This window comes from Halobellus sp. LT62 (genome assembly GCF_037031285.1).
Classification (GTDB): Archaea; Halobacteriota; Halobacteria; order Halobacteriales; family Haloferacaceae; genus Haloquadratum; species Haloquadratum salinisoli.
On record NZ_JAYEZO010000002.1, the window covers coordinates 822515 to 839373 of the forward strand.

The window sequence follows — 16859 nt, forward strand, 5'->3', positions numbered from 1 at the left end:
GTTCGCGATTTCGCCTTGCGGTCGCGCCCCGCTGCCGGTTCCGACGGGCGTTTCGTCGGCGTTTGAAGGTCGGGTTTCGGAGCCATCGTTCGACGAATCGCCACGCTCAAGCGCTCGGAGCCTCCTCTTTCAGAAAATGACTATCCCCTCGTTCGTCATCGGGATCGCCGGCGGCACCGGCGCGGGGAAGACGACGGTCGCGCGTCTCATCACGCGGAACGTCGGCGACTCCGTCACGAGGATCCCGCTGGACAACTACTACGAGGATCTGAGCCACCTCGATCTCGAAGCACGCGAGGACGTGAACTACGATCACCCCTCGGCGTTCGAGTGGGAACTCCTCCGTGAGCAACTCGGGACCCTGCTCGAAGGACAGTCGATCGAGATGCCGACGTACGACTTCGAGATCCACAACCGAACCGACGAATCGGTCCGCGTCGAGCCGACGGACGTCATCATCTTGGAGGGGATTCTCACGCTCTACGACGAGGAGATCAACGAGATGCTCGATCTCAGGCTCTACGTCGAAACCGACGCCGACACTCGCATTCTGCGTCGGATCCAGCGCGACGTCATCGAGCGCGGTCGGGACCTCGAAGGCGTCATCGACCAGTACCTCTCGACGGTCAAACCGATGCACGAGCAGTTCGTCGAGCCGACGAAGAAGCACGCGGATCTCATCGTCCCCGAGGGCGCGAACTCCGTCGCGGTCGACCTGCTCGAAGAGAAGATCCACGCCGAGGTCGACGGCACGTCCGGACGCGACTGGGAGCGGACGTCGACGGAGGAGTTCGCAGACCAACTCGTCGTCGACCCCGACGAGTGACCGTCCGCGATCGCGACCGGCACGCTCGGTCGAGGCCGCGCGGCCTGTTCCCGAACGACGTCGATATCGACGCCGACTCGCGGTTCGTCGACGTCGGCGAGGTGACGCTGCACGTCGTCGACGCCGGTCCCGAAACCGGCGAGCCCGTTGTCCTCTTGCACGGCTTTCCGGAGTGCTGGTACGGCTGGCACGAGTACGTCGAACCGCTGGCCGAGGCCGGCTATCGGGTGCTCGTGCCCGACCAGCGCGGCTACAACGCGAGCGAGAAGCCCGCCGAGGTCGGCGCGTACCACGTCGATTCGCTCGCGGACGACGTGACGGGACTGCTCGACGCGCTCGACGTCGACGACGCCCATCTCGTCGGTCACGACTGGGGCGCGTACGTCGCGTGGTGGGTCGGGCTCCATGCGCCCGCTCGGCTCCGAACGCTGTCGGTTCTCAACGTCCCGCATCCGACGGCGTTCCGACGGGCGCTCACGCGCGAGCCGCGACAGCTGCTGCGGAGCTGGTACGTGCTCTTTTTCCAACTGCCGCGCCTCCCGGAGGCGCTCGCCCGGGTCGGAAACTGGCGGACGCTCACGGACCTGTTCGAGCGTAGCAGCCGGCCGGGAACGTTCGACGAGGCCGACTTCGCGCGCTATCGGACCGCGTGGGAGGTCGACGGCGCGTACCGCTCGATGCTGAACTGGTATCGAGCGATTGTCCGCGCTGATCCGCGTCCGCGGGCGATGCGCGTGCGGCCGCCGACGCTCGTCTGCTGGGGAGCACAGGACGACTTCCTGCTCGAATCGCTGGCGAGCGAGAGCGTCCGGTTCTGCGAGGAGGGCCGGCTCGTCGTCCTCGACGACGCGACGCACTGGCTGCACCACGAGTTTCCCGAGCGGGTTCTCCACGAGCTCACGGACCAGTTCGAGCACGACGCGTAGGTTCGATCGCGACGCGTAGATGCGTTGCCGCCCACGAGCGAGCTGAGCGCGGGATCCACTACCGACCGCTCCGCCGTACTATATATCAGTCCGGACGGCTCTTAGCGAGCTTCTTGTCGTAGAGGCGGAGACTACCACACGACGCGAGACCAATCACGTGCCTACCGTCGCCTCCGATGAAATGAGCTCCGTCGGGGTCGCGCTCGCGTCACTTCGTGAGCCGGTGGGTCGAGCTCCCCCAGCTCGGCCGACCGCCGTTCTGAGCCGCTCTCCGTTGATCGAGGACCCCAGCGTCGCACAGCGCTACGTTCAAACCGTCCCACCGAGACGAACGCGTATGACGGATCTCGGGAAGGTCGACCGGGAGTTCTTCGACGAGCACGTCTTCCCGCGGCTCGGAGCCGACCGCGACGATGTCGCCGTGGGACCGACACACGGCGTCGATTTCGGGCTCCTCGATATCGACGGAACCGCGGTCGCCATCGCGACCGATCCGGTATCAGTGCTGCCGGGGCTCGGATTCGAGCGTGCCGGTCGCTTCGCGCTCGACTTCGTCCTCGCCGACGTCGCGGTTTCGGGGCTCCCGCCCTCGCATCTTGCGATCACCTTCACGCTGCCGCCGACGATCTCCGACGAGTCGTTCGCGACGCTCTGGGAGTCGATGCACGCGGAGGCCGAAGACCTCGGCGTCTCGATCGTCACCGGTCACACCGCCCGCTACGCCGGCTGTTCGTTCCCGTGGGTCGGCGGCGCGACCGCACTCGCCGTCGGCGAGTTCGACTCGGTGATCCGCCCGGACGGCGCGCGCGTCGGCGACGACGTGCTCGTGACGAACGGCCCCGCCGTGGAGGCGACGGGGCTGCTCACGACGCTGTTTCCCGACCAGTTCGATCTCGACGAGGCGACGCTGTCGGCGGCGCAGGCCCGACTCGACGAGGCCTCCTGCGTCCGCGACGCGATGACCGCCGCGGCGGTGGGCGGCGTCCACGCGATGCACGACGCGACCGAGTGCGGGCTCTTCGGCGCGTTCGTCGAGATGGCGGCGGGCGCGGATGTCCGGCTCGACCTGTCGACGGCGGAGATCCCGATTCGACCGGGCGTCCGCGAGACCTGCGAGGCGCTCGGCATCGATCCGTGGTCGGCGACGACCGGCGGGACGCTGGTGCTGGCGGTCGATCCCGACCGCACGGCGGACGTGGTCTCGGCGCTCGAAGCCGAGGGGACGCCCGTCGGCGTCGCCGGACGCGTCGAATCCGGATCGGGCGTCGTCGTCGACGGCGAGGCGGTCGACCACCCCGAGGTCGACCCCTCGTGGGCGGCCTACGACCGCCTCGCCGACGCCAGTGGTGAAGAAGACAGTTAATCGAGCGCTTCGGCGTACTCGCGGTCCAGTTGGTCCGCCTCCGGCCGTCCCCCGTCGAGTTCGATCTTCCACCCCTCCAGCGTCGACGGCTCGTCGAGAGCGGCCTCGATCGTCGCTCGAACGTCGGCGACGTCGACGCCGTAGTAGTCGTCCGGGACGCCGTCGAGGTACTGCAGCGCCGTCCGAAAGAGCGAGCGCATTCCGGTATCATCCTCAAAGTCGAAGTGCTTGTACGCGCCCGCGGCGACCTGCACCATCCCGTGGAGGAACGCGCTCTCGATCGTGCCGGAGCCGTAGTTGTACCACTCGTCCTCGAAGCAGTCGTGCGATTCGTGGAACTCGCCCGAATTGTAGAGCCGGACGCCGTGGACCGTCGCGCGGCGGAGCGTCCCGTGCTCCCACCCGTTCGACACTCGTCGCTCGCGGTCCCAGCCGGTTGGCGCGCCGGTCATCGGCGGCGCGACGGTGTCGTCGCGGGTGTGCTCGTTCACGGCTCGCCTTTCGTCCCGACAAATAAAGAGATTTGACCCTTCACCGCTTGCCGGGTACCAATGCGAATCTACGAACTCGGGGAGGGGACACCCGAGGTCGCCGTCGTCGGATCGGTTCACGGGGACGAACCCTGCGGAAAGCGGGCCATCGAGCGCCTCCTCACCGCCGAGCCGGACGTCGAGCGACCGGTCAAACTCGTCGTCGCGAACGAGGAGGCGCTCGACGCCGGCGTCCGCTACCTCGATGAGGACCTGAACCGCGCGTTTCCGGGCGATGCGAACGCCGAGAACCACGAGCGTCGCCTCGCGTACGACCTCGTTCGCGAGCTCCGCGGGACGACGGTGCTGTCGCTGCACTCGACGCAGTCGTACGCCGAACCGTTCGCGCTCGTCGACGAGGTGGATGCGGTGTCGCGGTCGATCTGTCCGCACCTGCCGATGGAGTACCTCGTCGAGACGGGCGCGTTCGCGGCCGGGCGGCTCATCGACCACGCGCACACGATCGAAGTCGAGTGCGGGCTGCAGGGAACCGACAGCGCCGCCGCCAACGCGTACTGGATCGTTCGCGCCTTCCTGTCGGCGACGGGTGTCCTTCCAGCGCCGGTCGAGGGCGAGGAGGAGCCGCCGCTGTCGCTGCACCGCCGCGACGCGGCCGACGTGACCGTCTTCCGGATGCTCGATCGGATCCCGAAGGGGCCGGCCGAGGAGTACCGCGTCTTCGTCGACAACTTCCAGCGGGTCGCGCCGGGCGATCTCGTCGCCGCCGCCGACGGCGACGAACTCAGCGCCGACAGCGAGTTCTACCCGGTGTTGCTCTCGGCGAACGGTTACGAGGACGTGTTCGGCTACGCGGCCGACCGGCTCGGGACGCTGGCGTGAAACCGACTGCTGGCTAGCCTTCTGCCGGCTACTCTTCTGGCGGCGCGAGTTCGACGAGCGTCAGCTCCCGGTCCAGATAGCAGAACTCGTGGGGCGGGTCCCCGACGATCTCGTCGATCCGGTACTCGGTCTCGAAGTCCGCGCCCTCGGGGACGCAGTACTCGTGGCTCGGGCACTCCGTGTGGGGGCACGGACCAGGAAGGCTCACCTTACTTCCGGCGTATGCGCCCTTCGCGGCGACGTTGGCGGTGATCGACGCGGGCTCGACCTCGACGGCGCGGACCCCGGTGTCGTGGACGGCGCAGTCTAAGAGCTGTCCGGCCTCGCGGACGCCCGTCACCTCGTAGCGGACGCCCTCCGTGAGATTCAGACACTGCTGTCGGTACGGACAGCCCTCGCACGCCGTCGACTCGCCCTCGTAGACGAACTCCGTTCCCGGGGAGGCGAGTCGGTCGCCGATGAGCGTGACTTGGGTCATTGGGTGGCGGTAGTCGTCGCTCGCTGTTAAGCCTGTGCGTCGATCATCGCGATGTCGTTACGAGGAGTACAGATCAGCCGTGATCGGTGACGAGACGACTCCGGAAGCCCCCGCGCTCTCGACTCGGTGCGCTCGCTGTGCTCCTCGCTCACTGCGTTCGCTGCGGTGCTTGCGTCGCGCGCCTACGCCGAGAGCGCGGCCCCTTCCATTCCCTCCCGTGGCAGTTCTTTGCTAGCAAGTGCGCCTCCAAGATGGGGCGTCCGATCACAACAACACGTCTTTGACGTCCGACGAGCCCGCGCGGCGGACGACCGCGCGGACGACGTCCTGCGCCCCGGCGAGGTTGTCGGAGTCGCCGTCGAGGACGAGCAACTTGGCGTCGCGGCCGGGTTCGATGACCCCGCAGTTCAGGTCCGCGATCTCCGCGCCGTTGACGGTCGCCATCTTGAGCACCTTCCGCGCGGGAACGTCGGCGAGTTTGGCGGCGAACTCCATCTCGCGGAACATCGACGGCGAGTTCAACATCACGTTGTCGGTGCCGAGCGCGACGGTCGTCCGCTCGACCAGCTCGCGGATCGGTGGGACGCCGACGTCGGTAACGAGGTTCGAACGCGGGCAGACGACGACGGGGATGTCGTTGTCCGCCAGCCGCTCGTAGTGGATCGACTCGGGGTGGACCATATGGACCACGAAGTCGGGGGCGAGATCCAGCGCGGGGTTGATGTCGTGGGGGTCGCGCTCGCCCGCGTGGATGCCGAACAGCTTCCCGGCCTCTCGGGTCGCGTTCCGCAGTCGGTCGAAGTCGGCGTCACGCGCGCCCGACGCCCCGAATCCGTCGGACTCGTGCATCGCGTCCTCGGACTCGCGGCCGAGGACGACCGGATCGATTGGCAGGCCTTGCGCCGCCTCGCGGATGTACTCGACGCCCTCGACGCCGCCCTCTCGGAATTCGAGACACGCGGCCGTGCCGGTATCGGCCATCATCCGGAGCGATCGACGCATCGCATCGACGGTCTCCCCGCGGCTGGCGGCTCTGAGCAGCCGGTGTTTCAGGCCGTCCGGCGGCGCGACGAGCTCGTCGAGCGAGAGCCCCGCGCCGGCCTCCTTGGCGATCGAGTCGCCGATGTGGGTGTGTGCGTTGACGAACGCCGGGAGCACGATATCGTCGGAATACACGTCAGCCTCCTCGACGGCGACGATCTCGCCGTCCTCGACGACGACGCGTCCCCGGATCGGTTCGAGTTCGGGGCCACGCAGTACGGTTCCCTCGACGATCATTGCTTCCCCGTCGCCGGTACAGCGGCTTGAAACTCCCGGAGGGAGACGGGCGTCGGTTGACGACGGGATATCGCGGTCACGATTCCGTATTCGTCGAGCGTCACGGTCACGATTCCGTGAACTCGTCGAGCGTCGCGGTCACGCCGGGGCGAACGTCGGAGACGAGCGCGCCGTCGATATCGAGCCCGAGCGTCTCGACGGCCGTTCGCCCGACGGCGTCGGTCTCCGCCTCGGGGACGTAGACGCCGAGTCGCCACTGCTGGCGCTGCGCCGTCCGGAGCGCAGACACCAGCGGCGACTGCTTGCCCAGTCGGCGCATCTCGCCGCTCACCATCACCCGCGAGGTCGACTCCGTCATCGCGGGCCGCGCCGGAACGTCGACGACGACCCGTTCGGGCGGGAGGTCCGCACGGGCCGCGATCTCGGCTTCGAGGTCGCGGATCGTCTCGTAGTCGGCGTCGACGACGTCCGCCGGCACGGCGTCGATTTCCGCCCAGACGGCCCGCTTGTACAGGTCGCGAGTGCGGAGGCGACGCGCGGTCTCCGCGGTCGCGTCCGTCGTCCGAAGCGCGACGAGGAGGTCGTGATCGTCCATCCGCCGGAGCGCCTCGGGCGAGGTGTCGGTGACGTCGAGCAGCCGCTCCGCGCCGCGCCGGAGCATCGTCTTCGAGATGCGGGCGACGTGGTGCTGATAGACGGTCGGATTCATCAACGCACGCGCGAGCAACAGCGACTCGGCGGTCTGGACGTTCCCCTCCGCGAGCACGAGCTCGCCGTCGACGAACGTGAGTTCGCGGACGAGTCGCCCGTGGTCGATCGTCCCGTAGGGAACGCCCGTGTGGTGGGCGTCGCGGACGAGGTAGTCCATCCGGTCGACGTCCAGTTCGCCGGAGACGAGCTGGCCGTACTGGCCCTCGCCCGCGACGAGATCGGCGACGCGGCCCGGATCGATGTCGTGCTCGCGAAGGATGTCGCCCACCGATCCCGCCGCGAGCAACTCGGTGACGTCGTCGTGGTACTTGCCCGTGTACCGGTGCGTCACGGGTTCGACGTTGTGGCTGTACGGCCCGTGGCCGACGTCGTGCAATAGTGCGGCGGCGCGGATCTCCTCGGCGCGTCGCCCCTCGATTCCGAGGTGCGAGAGCGCGCGGTCGGCGAGGTGGTAGACGCCCAAGGAGTGCTCGAAGCGGGTGTGGTTCGCGGAGGGGTAGACCAACTGGACGGTGCCCAACTGCTTGACGTGTCGGAGTCGCTGGACCGGCTCGGTGTCGAGAAGGGCGGCGGCGACGCCCTCGACCTCGATGTGGTCGTGGACGCTGTCCTTGATCGTCGTCATACGTCGCGTTGGCGCGGCATCGTACAAAAACCGTCGGGCGTACCGGCAAGCGACCGCCACGGTTCACCCCAATTTAGCCGGATTTAGCCCCCGTCTAAGGTGTGAATTCGGATTGACTGTCGGCCCGGTTGAAGTCCCCTCGCACTCACAATCTAGTTGCGACGTCGTGCCGCGCCGCGCGGCGTCGCTGCGCGGTCGAACCGATGGATGGTCGGTGACGCCGCACGCCCACATGGACGGCTTCGGACGCTCCCCCACTGGCGTTCGCGGCCTCCCCCGTGGGATAGCGCACCGACGTCGACCGATTCTCCCGTCTCGGTCCGTCGGTGCGCTCGCGAGCGGGTATGACCACCCGCTCGCAGACACCTCCGCTTCCGATCGGCCGACGCCACCCGGCGACCGGTCGACAGAGGCACCCGAACGCGGATGGCTCACCATCCACGCGATCGACACCCCTTTTGCTCGTAGTCGGCGTCGACGACACGAGACAGTAGCTGGGTTCGACAGCTGACTCGAACCGAGAACAGTCCGGTGAGTCACGCGATTCGGTGGGTTGATAGTGATCCCGGCTAATTCGGGACTACGACTGGTCCGGATGCTCTCGTTGTCCTCGCAAAGCGCGCTGTACGGCGCGTACGTCTTCGCTTTTGCGGCCGCTGCTGTCGTCTGCTTTGCGATGGTGCCGCAGGCACGTCGAATCGAACACGAGGAGACGAGACGGGGGCTCTTCTGGCTCCTCGTCACGAGCGGCGGTTGGGCGGCGGCACACGTCGGATACCTCACGCTCCCGACGATCGGACTTCGGTACGGTTCGTACGTCCTTGGTCTGGTCGTCGGCATCGCCTCGGTCGGACCGTGGCTGTACTTCTGTTCTGCGTACACCGGCCGGTCGATCCACCGCGACCCGGCAATCAGACGGGCGTTTCTGGTCGTCTTTCTCGTGATCGTCGGGGTGAAGCTCACGAACCCGATCCACCAGTGGTACTTCGTCGCCGAGTGGGCGACAGAACCGTTCGCGTACCTCGAAATGCGTCACCGGGCGTTCCACTGGATCGTGATGGGGCTGGCGTACGCGCTCGCGTTCGTCGGATTCTTCATGCTCTTCGAGCTGTTCGTCCGCGTCAACTCCGACACCCGACCGCTGTTCGTGCTAATCGGACTGACCGGCATTCCGGTCGTTCTCGACGTCGCCGGCGCGGTCTCGCCTAACATCCTCGACATCACCTACTCCTCGATCGGCGTGGCCGCCTTCTCCGTCGGCGTGTTCTCGCTGTACTTCGATCAGTTCCAGTTCGTCCGCGTCGCGGGCGAAACAACCGATCCGATCGTCGTCGTCGACGAGAGCGGCGACCTCCGAGATTACAACCAACGCGCCGCTGAGCTGTTCCCCGAACTCTCGAACTCGATCGACGAGCCGCTCTCGACGCTGGCCCCCGACCTCGCCGCTGCGATCGACGAACAGGATTCGATACTCCAACTCGAGGATAGCGACGGGACCCGCTACTACAACGTCTCCTCGAACCCGTTCATGACGGGGGGTGCCCAGACCGGCCGCTCCATCGTCCTGACGGACGTGACCCACCGCGAACAGTACCGCCAAGAGCTCGAAACGAAGAACCAGAAGCTCGAACAGTTCGCGAGCATCGTCTCGCACGACCTCCGGAATCCGCTGCAGGTCGCGAAGGGACGCGTCGAACTCGCGATCGAGGATCAAGACGTCAAGCACCTCGAACCGGTCGTCCGGGCACACAAGCGGATGGAGCAGCTGATCGAAGAGATGCTGACGCTCGCCCGCGAGGGCGTCGCAATCGACGAGACCGAGGCCGTCGACCTCCGGCGACTCGCCGAGCAGTCGTGGGAGATGGTCGCCGCCACCGATGCGTCGCTCTCGGTCGATATCGGCGACGGGACGACCGTTTCAGCGGATCCCGAGCGACTCCAGCAACTGTTCGAGAACCTCTTCCGAAACGCCGTAGAGCACAGCTCTACGAGCCCTCCGTCGCAAACTCCGGAGGACGCCGTGGAACACGGCGGAAGCGACGTGGTCGTGACCGTCGGCGTCCTCGCCGACGGCGCGGGTTTCTACGTCGAGGACAACGGCCCCGGCATTCCGCCTGACGATCGCGAGCAGATCTTCGAGACGGGCTATACGACCTCAGAGGGCGGCACCGGGTTCGGTCTCGCTATCGTCTCCGAGATCGTCGACGCTCACGGCTGGGACATCCGCGCGGTGGAGGGGAGCGCGGGCGGCGCACGCTTCGAGATCCGGACAGAGTGACCGCCGTGATGGAGAACCGAGAATGGCCGTGAGAGTCGAAGATGGCTGTGAGAGCCGACGACGTTCGAGACGATTGACTCATTCTCGGACTGACGCGTTCGCGGCGACCGACATCCTATAGGCGGTTCCGCCACACTGGCTAGGTATGACGACACTCGACCTGTACGACGACGTCCGCTCGACGCTCGACCCCGAGGAAGGGGAGATCCAGACCGCGGAACTGGTCGTCACCGACGACGTGCTCGTGAAGGCGTTCGCGCTCGGCCCCGGAGCCGAACTCGAACCGCACGAGCACGCCGAGAGCACGAACGTCTTCCACGTCCTCGAAGGATCGGTTATCGTCCTGCGCGACGACGAGCGCGAGACCGTCGACGCGCCCGGCGTCGTCCGACACGATCGCGGCGCGATCCACGGCGCGCGAAACGAGACCGATGAGGTCGTCGTGTTCACTGCGAGCCTCTGTCCACTCCCCTGATACTGCGTCGATCTTGCGCGGACACCTCGCATCGTAGTCACGGCCGCACACGGCAGCGGTGACCGCCCGAAACGATTAACGGCACCCCACGAGACGGGCGCGTATGGATCGCATCCCGTTCGGCGTGTCGCGCTTCGACAGCGTCGTCGGCGGCGGCGCACCCTCGGGAACGGTCGTGCTCCTCGTCGGCGAACCCGGCGCGGGCGCACGGGAATTTATGTACACGAGCGCGACGATGAACGCGGTCGCGCACGCCGATCCCGAACTGTTCGAGCTCCACTACGGCGACCTCCACGAAACCGCGCGGCTCCCCGATGCAGTGCAGTACCTCTCGTTCACCGACGACGAGGAAAAGCTGCGGCGTGAGATGTCCTACGTGCTCGACGACAAACTCGTGAATGCCGCGGCGGACCGCATCGAAGTCCGCGATTTCTCCCCGGAGTACTTCCAGTTGAGCCCGGTCCCCCGCGAGTGGTACCTCGGCGAGACGACGAAGCTACAGGATCTCGGCGGGCGCGAGGAGCGATCCTCGGTGCTCACCGCGCTCGGCCGCCACCTCAACGCGCACGCGCCGGAGAACCTCGTGGTCATCGATTCGATAACCGATCTGCTCGCGGCGATCTCCGACGAGATGGCGTGGAACGACATCGCGATGGTGCTGCGCGGGCTGGCGAAGGCCGCGCACCGCTGGGACGGCCTCGTGTTGGCGTACGCGAGCCGAGAGGCGATCGGCGAAACGCAACTCGGCCACCTGATGGACGCCGCCGACGGGACGCTGCAGTTCGAGTGGGAATCGGGCGGGTCGAAGCGAGCCCGCACGATGGTCGTCCAAGAATTCCGTGGCGTCCTCTCGCAGATCGAACGCGAGGACATCGTCCGATTCGAGACGGAGATCCACGAGGGCGGCTTCGACGTCAGCGACGTGCGGAAGATCAGGTGACGTCGGCGACTTCGACTGCAACTGATGCGCCGGTCGAAGAGACATTCACTCTTTGATGTCGACGCCGGTGATCTCGAAGCGAGCACCGCCGTCTTTCCCTTCGACCGCGTGGATTTCCCACCCGTGCGACATCGCGCACTGTTGGACGATCGAGAGGCCGAATCCGGTTCCCTCGTGCGTCGTCGAGTAGCCGTACTCGAAGATCTGCTCGCGATCGTCGGGCGGAATGCCGGGGCCGTTGTCCTCGACGTAGAAACCCGCGTCGTCGGCGAGGACGCCGACGGTCACGACCACGTCGCTTCCGCCGTGTTCCACGGCGTCCTCCGGAGTTTGCGACGGAGGGCTCGTAGAGCTGTGCTCTACGGCGTTCCCCTGAGTCTGCGACGGAGGGCTCGTGGAACCGTGTTCCACGGCGTTTCGGAAGAGGTTCTCGAACAACTGTCTGAGCTGCGTCTCGTCGGCGCTGATCGTGCCGGAGACGTCGACAGCGAGGTCGGCGTCGCCGGTGTCGACGTTCCGCCAGCACGCTTCGACGAAATCGGCCAGCGAGACGGGCGTCAGGTCGAGGTCGGTGTCGCGATCGCGAGCGAGGATGAGTAAGTCGTCGATGAGTTCGGCCATCCGCTCGTGGGCGTTGGCGACGTGTTCGAGTTCCTCGCTGTCGCATTCAGATCTGGCCAGCTCCAAGCGCCCCTCGGCGACGTTCAGCGGGTTCCGGAGGTCGTGTGAGACGACGCTCGCGAACTCCTCGAGCCTCGCGTTCTGTTTGGTCAGCTCGCGCTCGCGTTCGCGAAGTCGTTCGTTCCGCTGGACCTGTTCGAGCGCGGTGACGATGTTGACCCCGAGGATCTCGCCGAGGACGACGTCCTCCGGACCGAAGGCGTCCGGCGTGGGCGACCCCGCGATGAGAACGCCGTACTCGTCGAGTGGAACGTACAGCTCACTTCGGATCTGTGTGTCCGTGTTGTAGACGTCCGGGTCGGTGAGGACGTTCCCGATGGACTGTGCCTCGCCCTGTTCGTAGACGCGCCACGCGATCCCCTCTCCCTCGGAGAACGTCGGCAGATCGCCGACGAGTTCCGTCGCCGTCTCGCTGTAGGCGATCGGCACGAGTCCGACGCCCTCCTCGTGAAAGTTGATCACGCTCGCATCGAGGTTGAGGACGGTCTCGGCGGCCTCAACGCCGATCTCGGCCACTTCGGTACAACTTTCGGCCGTCATCAGCTCTCTGGCGGTCTCGTTCAGCGCTTCGAGGCGCTGTTCGCGTCGTTTGCGCTCCGTGACGTCGTAGTACACCCACAAGTGGCCCTGTCCGTCGGGGAGTTCGATGGGTCGGTAGTTCCGCTCGTATGCGCGGCCGTCTTCGAGCAGGAGTTCGTCGTTCCAGATCGACTCGCGCGCGTCGATGAGCTCCTCGGTTCGCGAGACGAATGCCTCGGGATCCGCAAAGCGGTCGCTGATCTGTCGGGCGAACGCTTCGCAGTCGGTCCCGATCACGTCGTCCGGGTCGGCGGAGATCTCGAAGAGTTCTAACAGCCGCTCGTTGACCCGGAGGACGTTTCGGTCCGCGCCCTCCGCGAGGACGCCGACCGGAAGCGTCTCGAAGAGCGTCGAGCGGAGGATGTTCGTCTGTTCGAGCTCCTCGCGCTGTCGCTGTTCCTCGGTGATGTCCTCGAACTGCGAGAAGATCGTGATGATGTCGCCGTCGTCGTCGGTGACGACCCGGTTGTGCCACGCGCACAGCCGCCGAGTGCCGTCTGCTCGAACGATGTCGTTGACGCTCTGGTAGCCGCCGCGATTTGCGAGCAACTGGCGCTCGACCTCGGCGACGTGCCGCCGTTCGTCCTCGGGGACGATCGGCAGCCACGTGCCGCCGACGAGTTCGTCCGCTGAATACCCCGTGATCTCGGCCGCCGCCTCGTTGACGCGGACGATCGTGAACGACTCGTCGTACTCGATCGTCCCCAGTGGAGACTGCTCGATGAACCGCGAGAGCCGCTTTTCGCTCTCGGCTAACGCCTGTTGCGAGCGGGTCTGCTCGACGGCGTTCTCGATCCGGTTCGCGAGGACGGTGTACTGCTCGGTGCCGGTCTCCTTCTGGAGGTAGTCGGTCACCCCCGCGGAGATCGCCTTGCTCGCGATCTCCTCTGAGCCGCGGCCCGTAAAGAGGATGAACGGCACGTCGCGACCGAGACCTCTGACGCGTTCGAGGAGTTCGAGACCGTCCATTTCGGGCATCTCGTAGTCGCTGACGACGCAGTCGATTCGCTCGCCTTCGATCCGTTCGAGGGCGCTCTCGGCGTCCGTCGAGGTGTAGACGGTGAACGAATCGTCGAACCGGGTCAAAAATGCGGCCGTGAGGTCGACGATCGCGGGATCGTCGTCGACGTGGAGCACGCGGATCTCCGTCGAGGAGTCCCGCGCTTCTCCCGTCGTTTCAGCCATACGAGAGTATACAGAAACGACTGGTATATATGTTCGCGCCGGATCTCGGGGGTCGAAACCGAACGGTTCGTCGCCGTCGGGCAGTACACCCTTGTCGATCGAGCGCCTATCCGGGGTATGCTCACGGGGCTCCGACGGCTCGGTCTCGAAGTGAAGTCGCTCGACCGCGCGCGCGGGTTCTACGAGGGTCGACTCGGTCTCACTCGGGCCGGGTCCGATGGCCGAGAGCGCGTCTGCTATCGAGTCGGCTCCGGGGACGCCACCCCCACCGCGCTGCTGCTCCGACGTCCGACGGACAGGCCCCGCGGCGGGGTGCACACCCACTACGCGTTCTCGACGACGGCGGCGGCGTACTCGCAGTGGCGACGCCGACTCGCGGATCTCGATCCCGTCGAGTTCTCGTTCGGATCGAGCGACTCACTGTACGTCTACGACCCGGACGGAAACTGCGTCGAGATCGGAAGCGTCGACGCTTCGACGGCGGGTGAATCTGTTGCGCCCCCCGACGCCGACGAGTCGGCCCCGCCGCTCACGGGCATCTTCGAGGTCGTCTTAGAGGTGATGAATCTGCCCCGCGCGGAGGCGCGTTACCGACGCTTGGGATTCGAGGTCATCGACCGGGGCTCCGAACGCCACCGGGTCCGACTCGACGGGCCGGTCGCGCTCGAACTCTGGGAGCCGCAGTTGGGCATCGCGGACGCCCGCGGCGGACTGCACGTCGACCTCGCCTTCCTCACGCCGAACCCCGACGCCGCGGTCGAGGCCGGCGGGCCGTGGCCGAGCGATCCCGAGGCGGTCGACGGGGGCGTCCGCGTCGTCGACGACGACGGGCACGTTTTGACGTTTCTTCGCGCGTGACGCGCGAGCGAAGTCGCGGCGGTGATGCCGTTCAGACGTATTCTGGACGATGCCGTCAGATGTCCCCCGCGACGCCGCGCTTAGAGCCGGTCAGTGTCGATATCGACGCCCGGCGGGGCGACGACGAGGAATCGGCGGAAGTGCGTCAGCGAGCCCCCGAGGTCTCTGACCGGTCGCGCGAATCCCTTCGCCAGTTCGTTGAGGTCGCCGTCGACGGCGAGGACGAGCACGTTGTCGGACTCGACGGCGTCGATCCACACGTCGGGGTCGGTCGAACCGTCGAGAACGCCGAGCACCACGTCGCCCTCGACGTCGTCGCCGAGGTGTTCTTCGGCCTCCGAGAGGTTCAGGTTGAAGTCGCTCATACTCTGCCCCACGCGAAGCGGGACGAAAAGGATTCGGACGCGTGCGACGGAGGTCCGACGGTCTCTTCGGCGCTCCGTTCCGGTCGGCCGCAGCCACAACGACGGCAAGGTCAGTTCCACTCCGACGTGCGCGCGAGCGTGTTCCGCGATCGATCGTCCGGATTCGAGGCGGAAATTGCGCCAACCCGGCAGTAGTGACACGGGCTCGTCGCCCTGTAGGGCCGGATCGAGAGCGTGCTCGGTTCGGTCGAAAAACGCAGAGGTTCCCGATATTCGGCGGGTACGAACCGATTCCAGCCGATATCCGCTCGTCCGAACGCGGCCGTCGCGACCACTCACAGCGAAAGCCTTTAATATCTATCCGGATCAGTGATCAGACACAATGTCTCACGACGACATGGAGGCTCAGTCGGACACCCCGGCTGGTCGAGTTCTTCCAGGGCACGTTAGCCCAAATAACTGAATCCGAGATCGAGAACGTACGGATTTTCGACACGACGCTCCGCGACGGTGAGCAGTCACCACGCACCTCGTTCAGCTACGACGAGAAGCGCGACATCGCGGCGACGCTGGACGAGATGGGGACGCACGTCATCGAGGCGGGGTTCCCGGTCAACTCCGACGCCGAGTTCGAATCCGTGAGTGACATCGCCGCCGCGACGGACACGACCGTCTGCGGGCTGGCGCGCGTGGTCGACAAGGACGTCGAGGCCGCGATCGACTCCGGCGTGGGGCTGGTCCACGTCTTCGTCAGCACGAGCGACGTGCAGCTGGCGGACTCGATGCACGCCTCCCGCGAGGAGGCCGTCGAACGCGCTGTCGCGAGCGTCGAGCGGGTGAAGGAGGCGGGCGTCGAGGTGATGTTCTCACCGATGGACGCCACCAGAACCGACATCGACTTCTTGGCCGACATCCTGAGCGCCGTCGACGAGGCGGGCGTCGACTGGGTCAACATCCCGGACACCTGCGGCGTCGCGACGCCGACGCGCTTCGCGAGCATGGTCCGCGAGGTGCGCAAGCACACCGACGCGCGAGTCGACGTGCACGCGCACGACGACTTCGGGCTGGCCGCCGCCAACGCGATGGCCGGCTTCGAGGCGGGCGCGTCCCAAGCGCAGGTGTCGGTCAACGGTATCGGCGAGCGCGCCGGCAACGCCGCCTTCGAGGAAGTAGTGATGTCGGCGGAGTCGCTGTACGGCGTCGACACGGGGATCGACACCACCCGAATCACCGAACTGTCGCGGATGGTCGAGGAGGCCAGCGACATCCCGGTTCCGGCGAACAAGCCGGTCGTGGGACGAAACGCCTTCTCACACGAGAGCGGAATCCACGCCGCGGGGGTCATCGAGAACGCCGACACGTTCGAGCCCGGCGTGATGACACCCGAGATGGTCGGGGCCCAGCGGGAGTTCGTCCTCGGCAAGCACACCGGCACTCACTCCGTCCGCAAGCGACTGGAGGAGTCCGGGTTCGCGCCGACCGACACGGAGGTCCGCGAGGTCACCCGGCGGGTCAAGGACTACGGTGCGGAGAAAGAGCGCGTCACCGTCGACGTGTTGACGCGGTTCGCCCGCGAGGCCGACGTCGAACGGCCCGACGAGGACGAACAGGAGGAGGTCCGCGCCTGATGGCGCGCGCGCCGGTTGCTCGATCCGACGAGCCTCGGGTGCGCTGCCGACCGACTTCCGTGAACGGGCGCGCGGCGCGAAACGTTAATAACCGACGAGACGAATCTGTGGAGTACGATGCGACGACGGCTCGCCGACGCGACGGACGCCGCACCGAAAGCGGTGCCGCTCGCTCGCGTGCGCCGGTCGATCGGCGTCGCTACCGACGTCGACACGCGGATCATTGTAGGGGCCCTATAGCCCCGCATAGCCACATTTTCGCCTCGATTCCGTCCGCGTCCACCGTTCGACCA

At 66.7% G+C, this 16859-nt stretch carries 16 protein-coding genes; 10 read left to right on the forward strand and 6 right to left on the reverse strand.

What is annotated here, in order from left to right; genetic code table 11:
* Positions 1–136: 136 nt before the first annotated feature.
* The 3 genes from udk to U5919_RS13495 all read left to right on the forward strand — a co-directional run bounded on the left by udk (position 137) and on the right by U5919_RS13495 (position 3115).
* Positions 137–826, forward strand: coding sequence for a uridine kinase (gene udk, locus U5919_RS13485; RefSeq protein ID WP_336024956.1), 690 nt, complete (start codon positions 137–139; stop codon positions 824–826).
* Entirely contained in the window at positions 823–1752 is a 930-nt protein-coding gene (locus tag U5919_RS13490; protein ID WP_336024957.1) for an alpha/beta fold hydrolase, read from the forward strand. Before udk ends, U5919_RS13490 begins: the two co-directional genes overlap by 4 nt.
* A gap of 337 nt (positions 1753–2089) precedes the next feature.
* Positions 2090–3115 carry an AIR synthase family protein gene (locus tag U5919_RS13495; RefSeq protein WP_336024958.1) on the forward strand — a complete coding sequence of 342 codons (1026 nt, stop codon included), beginning with the start codon at positions 2090–2092 and terminating at the stop codon, positions 3113–3115.
* Here the strand turns inward: U5919_RS13495 and U5919_RS13500 are convergent.
* Complete coding sequence (locus U5919_RS13500) at positions 3112–3606, reverse strand: DUF309 domain-containing protein (RefSeq protein WP_336024959.1); 495 nt, start codon at positions 3604–3606, stop codon at positions 3112–3114. The genes U5919_RS13495 and U5919_RS13500 overlap by 4 nt on opposite strands.
* A 60-nt stretch (positions 3607–3666) precedes the next feature.
* On the opposite strand from U5919_RS13500, the gene U5919_RS13505 reads away from it, so the two are divergent.
* Complete coding sequence (locus U5919_RS13505) at positions 3667–4485, forward strand: M14 family metallopeptidase (RefSeq protein ID WP_336024960.1); 819 nt, start codon at positions 3667–3669, stop codon at positions 4483–4485.
* Between the two features lie 28 nt (positions 4486–4513).
* On the opposite strand, the gene U5919_RS13510 is transcribed toward U5919_RS13505, so the two are convergent.
* The 3 genes from U5919_RS13510 to U5919_RS13520 form a co-directional block, all read right to left on the reverse strand.
* Complete coding sequence (locus tag U5919_RS13510) at positions 4514–4963, reverse strand: UPF0179 family protein (RefSeq protein WP_336024961.1); 450 nt, start codon at positions 4961–4963, stop codon at positions 4514–4516.
* 264 nt (positions 4964–5227) lie between these two features.
* Positions 5228–6241 (reverse strand): amidohydrolase family protein, encoded by a 1014-nt coding sequence (locus U5919_RS13515; RefSeq protein ID WP_336024962.1) that lies wholly within the window; start codon positions 6239–6241, stop codon positions 5228–5230.
* 106 nt (positions 6242–6347) lie between these two features.
* Positions 6348–7577 carry an HD domain-containing protein gene (locus U5919_RS13520; protein WP_336024963.1) on the reverse strand — a complete coding sequence of 410 codons (1230 nt, stop codon included), beginning with the start codon at positions 7575–7577 and terminating at the stop codon, positions 6348–6350.
* A gap of 559 nt (positions 7578–8136) precedes the next feature.
* Between U5919_RS13520 and U5919_RS13525 the strand changes: the two genes are divergently transcribed.
* The 3 genes from U5919_RS13525 to U5919_RS13535 all read left to right on the forward strand — a co-directional run bounded on the left by U5919_RS13525 (position 8137) and on the right by U5919_RS13535 (position 11270).
* The gene (locus tag U5919_RS13525) at positions 8137–9855 is read left to right on the forward strand and encodes a sensor histidine kinase (RefSeq protein WP_336024964.1); all 1719 of its coding nucleotides are present in this window, start codon (positions 8137–8139) and stop codon (positions 9853–9855) included.
* A gap of 145 nt (positions 9856–10000) precedes the next feature.
* Entirely contained in the window at positions 10001–10330 is a 330-nt protein-coding gene (locus U5919_RS13530; RefSeq protein ID WP_336024965.1) for a cupin domain-containing protein, read from the forward strand.
* Between the two features lie 103 nt (positions 10331–10433).
* Positions 10434–11270, forward strand: coding sequence for an RAD55 family ATPase (locus U5919_RS13535; RefSeq protein ID WP_336024966.1), 837 nt, complete (start codon positions 10434–10436; stop codon positions 11268–11270).
* Between the two features lie 45 nt (positions 11271–11315).
* Here U5919_RS13535 and U5919_RS13540 read toward each other — a convergent pair whose 3' ends face one another.
* Positions 11316–13715: a hybrid sensor histidine kinase/response regulator gene (locus tag U5919_RS13540; RefSeq protein WP_336024967.1), complete on the reverse strand. Its 2400-nt coding sequence runs from the start codon at positions 13713–13715 to the stop codon at positions 11316–11318.
* A gap of 117 nt (positions 13716–13832) precedes the next feature.
* Between U5919_RS13540 and U5919_RS13545 the strand changes: the two genes are divergently transcribed.
* The gene (locus U5919_RS13545; protein ID WP_336024968.1) at positions 13833–14573 is read left to right on the forward strand and encodes a VOC family protein; all 741 of its coding nucleotides are present in this window, start codon (positions 13833–13835) and stop codon (positions 14571–14573) included.
* Between the two features lie 80 nt (positions 14574–14653).
* On the opposite strand, the gene U5919_RS13550 is transcribed toward U5919_RS13545, so the two are convergent.
* Complete coding sequence (locus U5919_RS13550) at positions 14654–14938, reverse strand: DUF5779 family protein (protein ID WP_336024969.1); 285 nt, start codon at positions 14936–14938, stop codon at positions 14654–14656.
* Between the two features lie 359 nt (positions 14939–15297).
* On the opposite strand from U5919_RS13550, the gene U5919_RS13555 reads away from it, so the two are divergent.
* Both U5919_RS13555 and U5919_RS13560 read left to right on the forward strand, forming a co-directional pair.
* On the forward strand, positions 15298–16566 hold the full coding sequence (locus tag U5919_RS13555; protein ID WP_345786359.1) for a LeuA family protein: 1269 nt from the start codon (positions 15298–15300) through the stop codon (positions 16564–16566).
* Positions 16567–16683: 117 nt separating this feature from the next.
* Entirely contained in the window at positions 16684–16806 is a 123-nt protein-coding gene (locus U5919_RS13560) for a hypothetical protein (protein WP_336024970.1), read from the forward strand.
* Positions 16807–16859 lie beyond the last annotated feature (53 nt).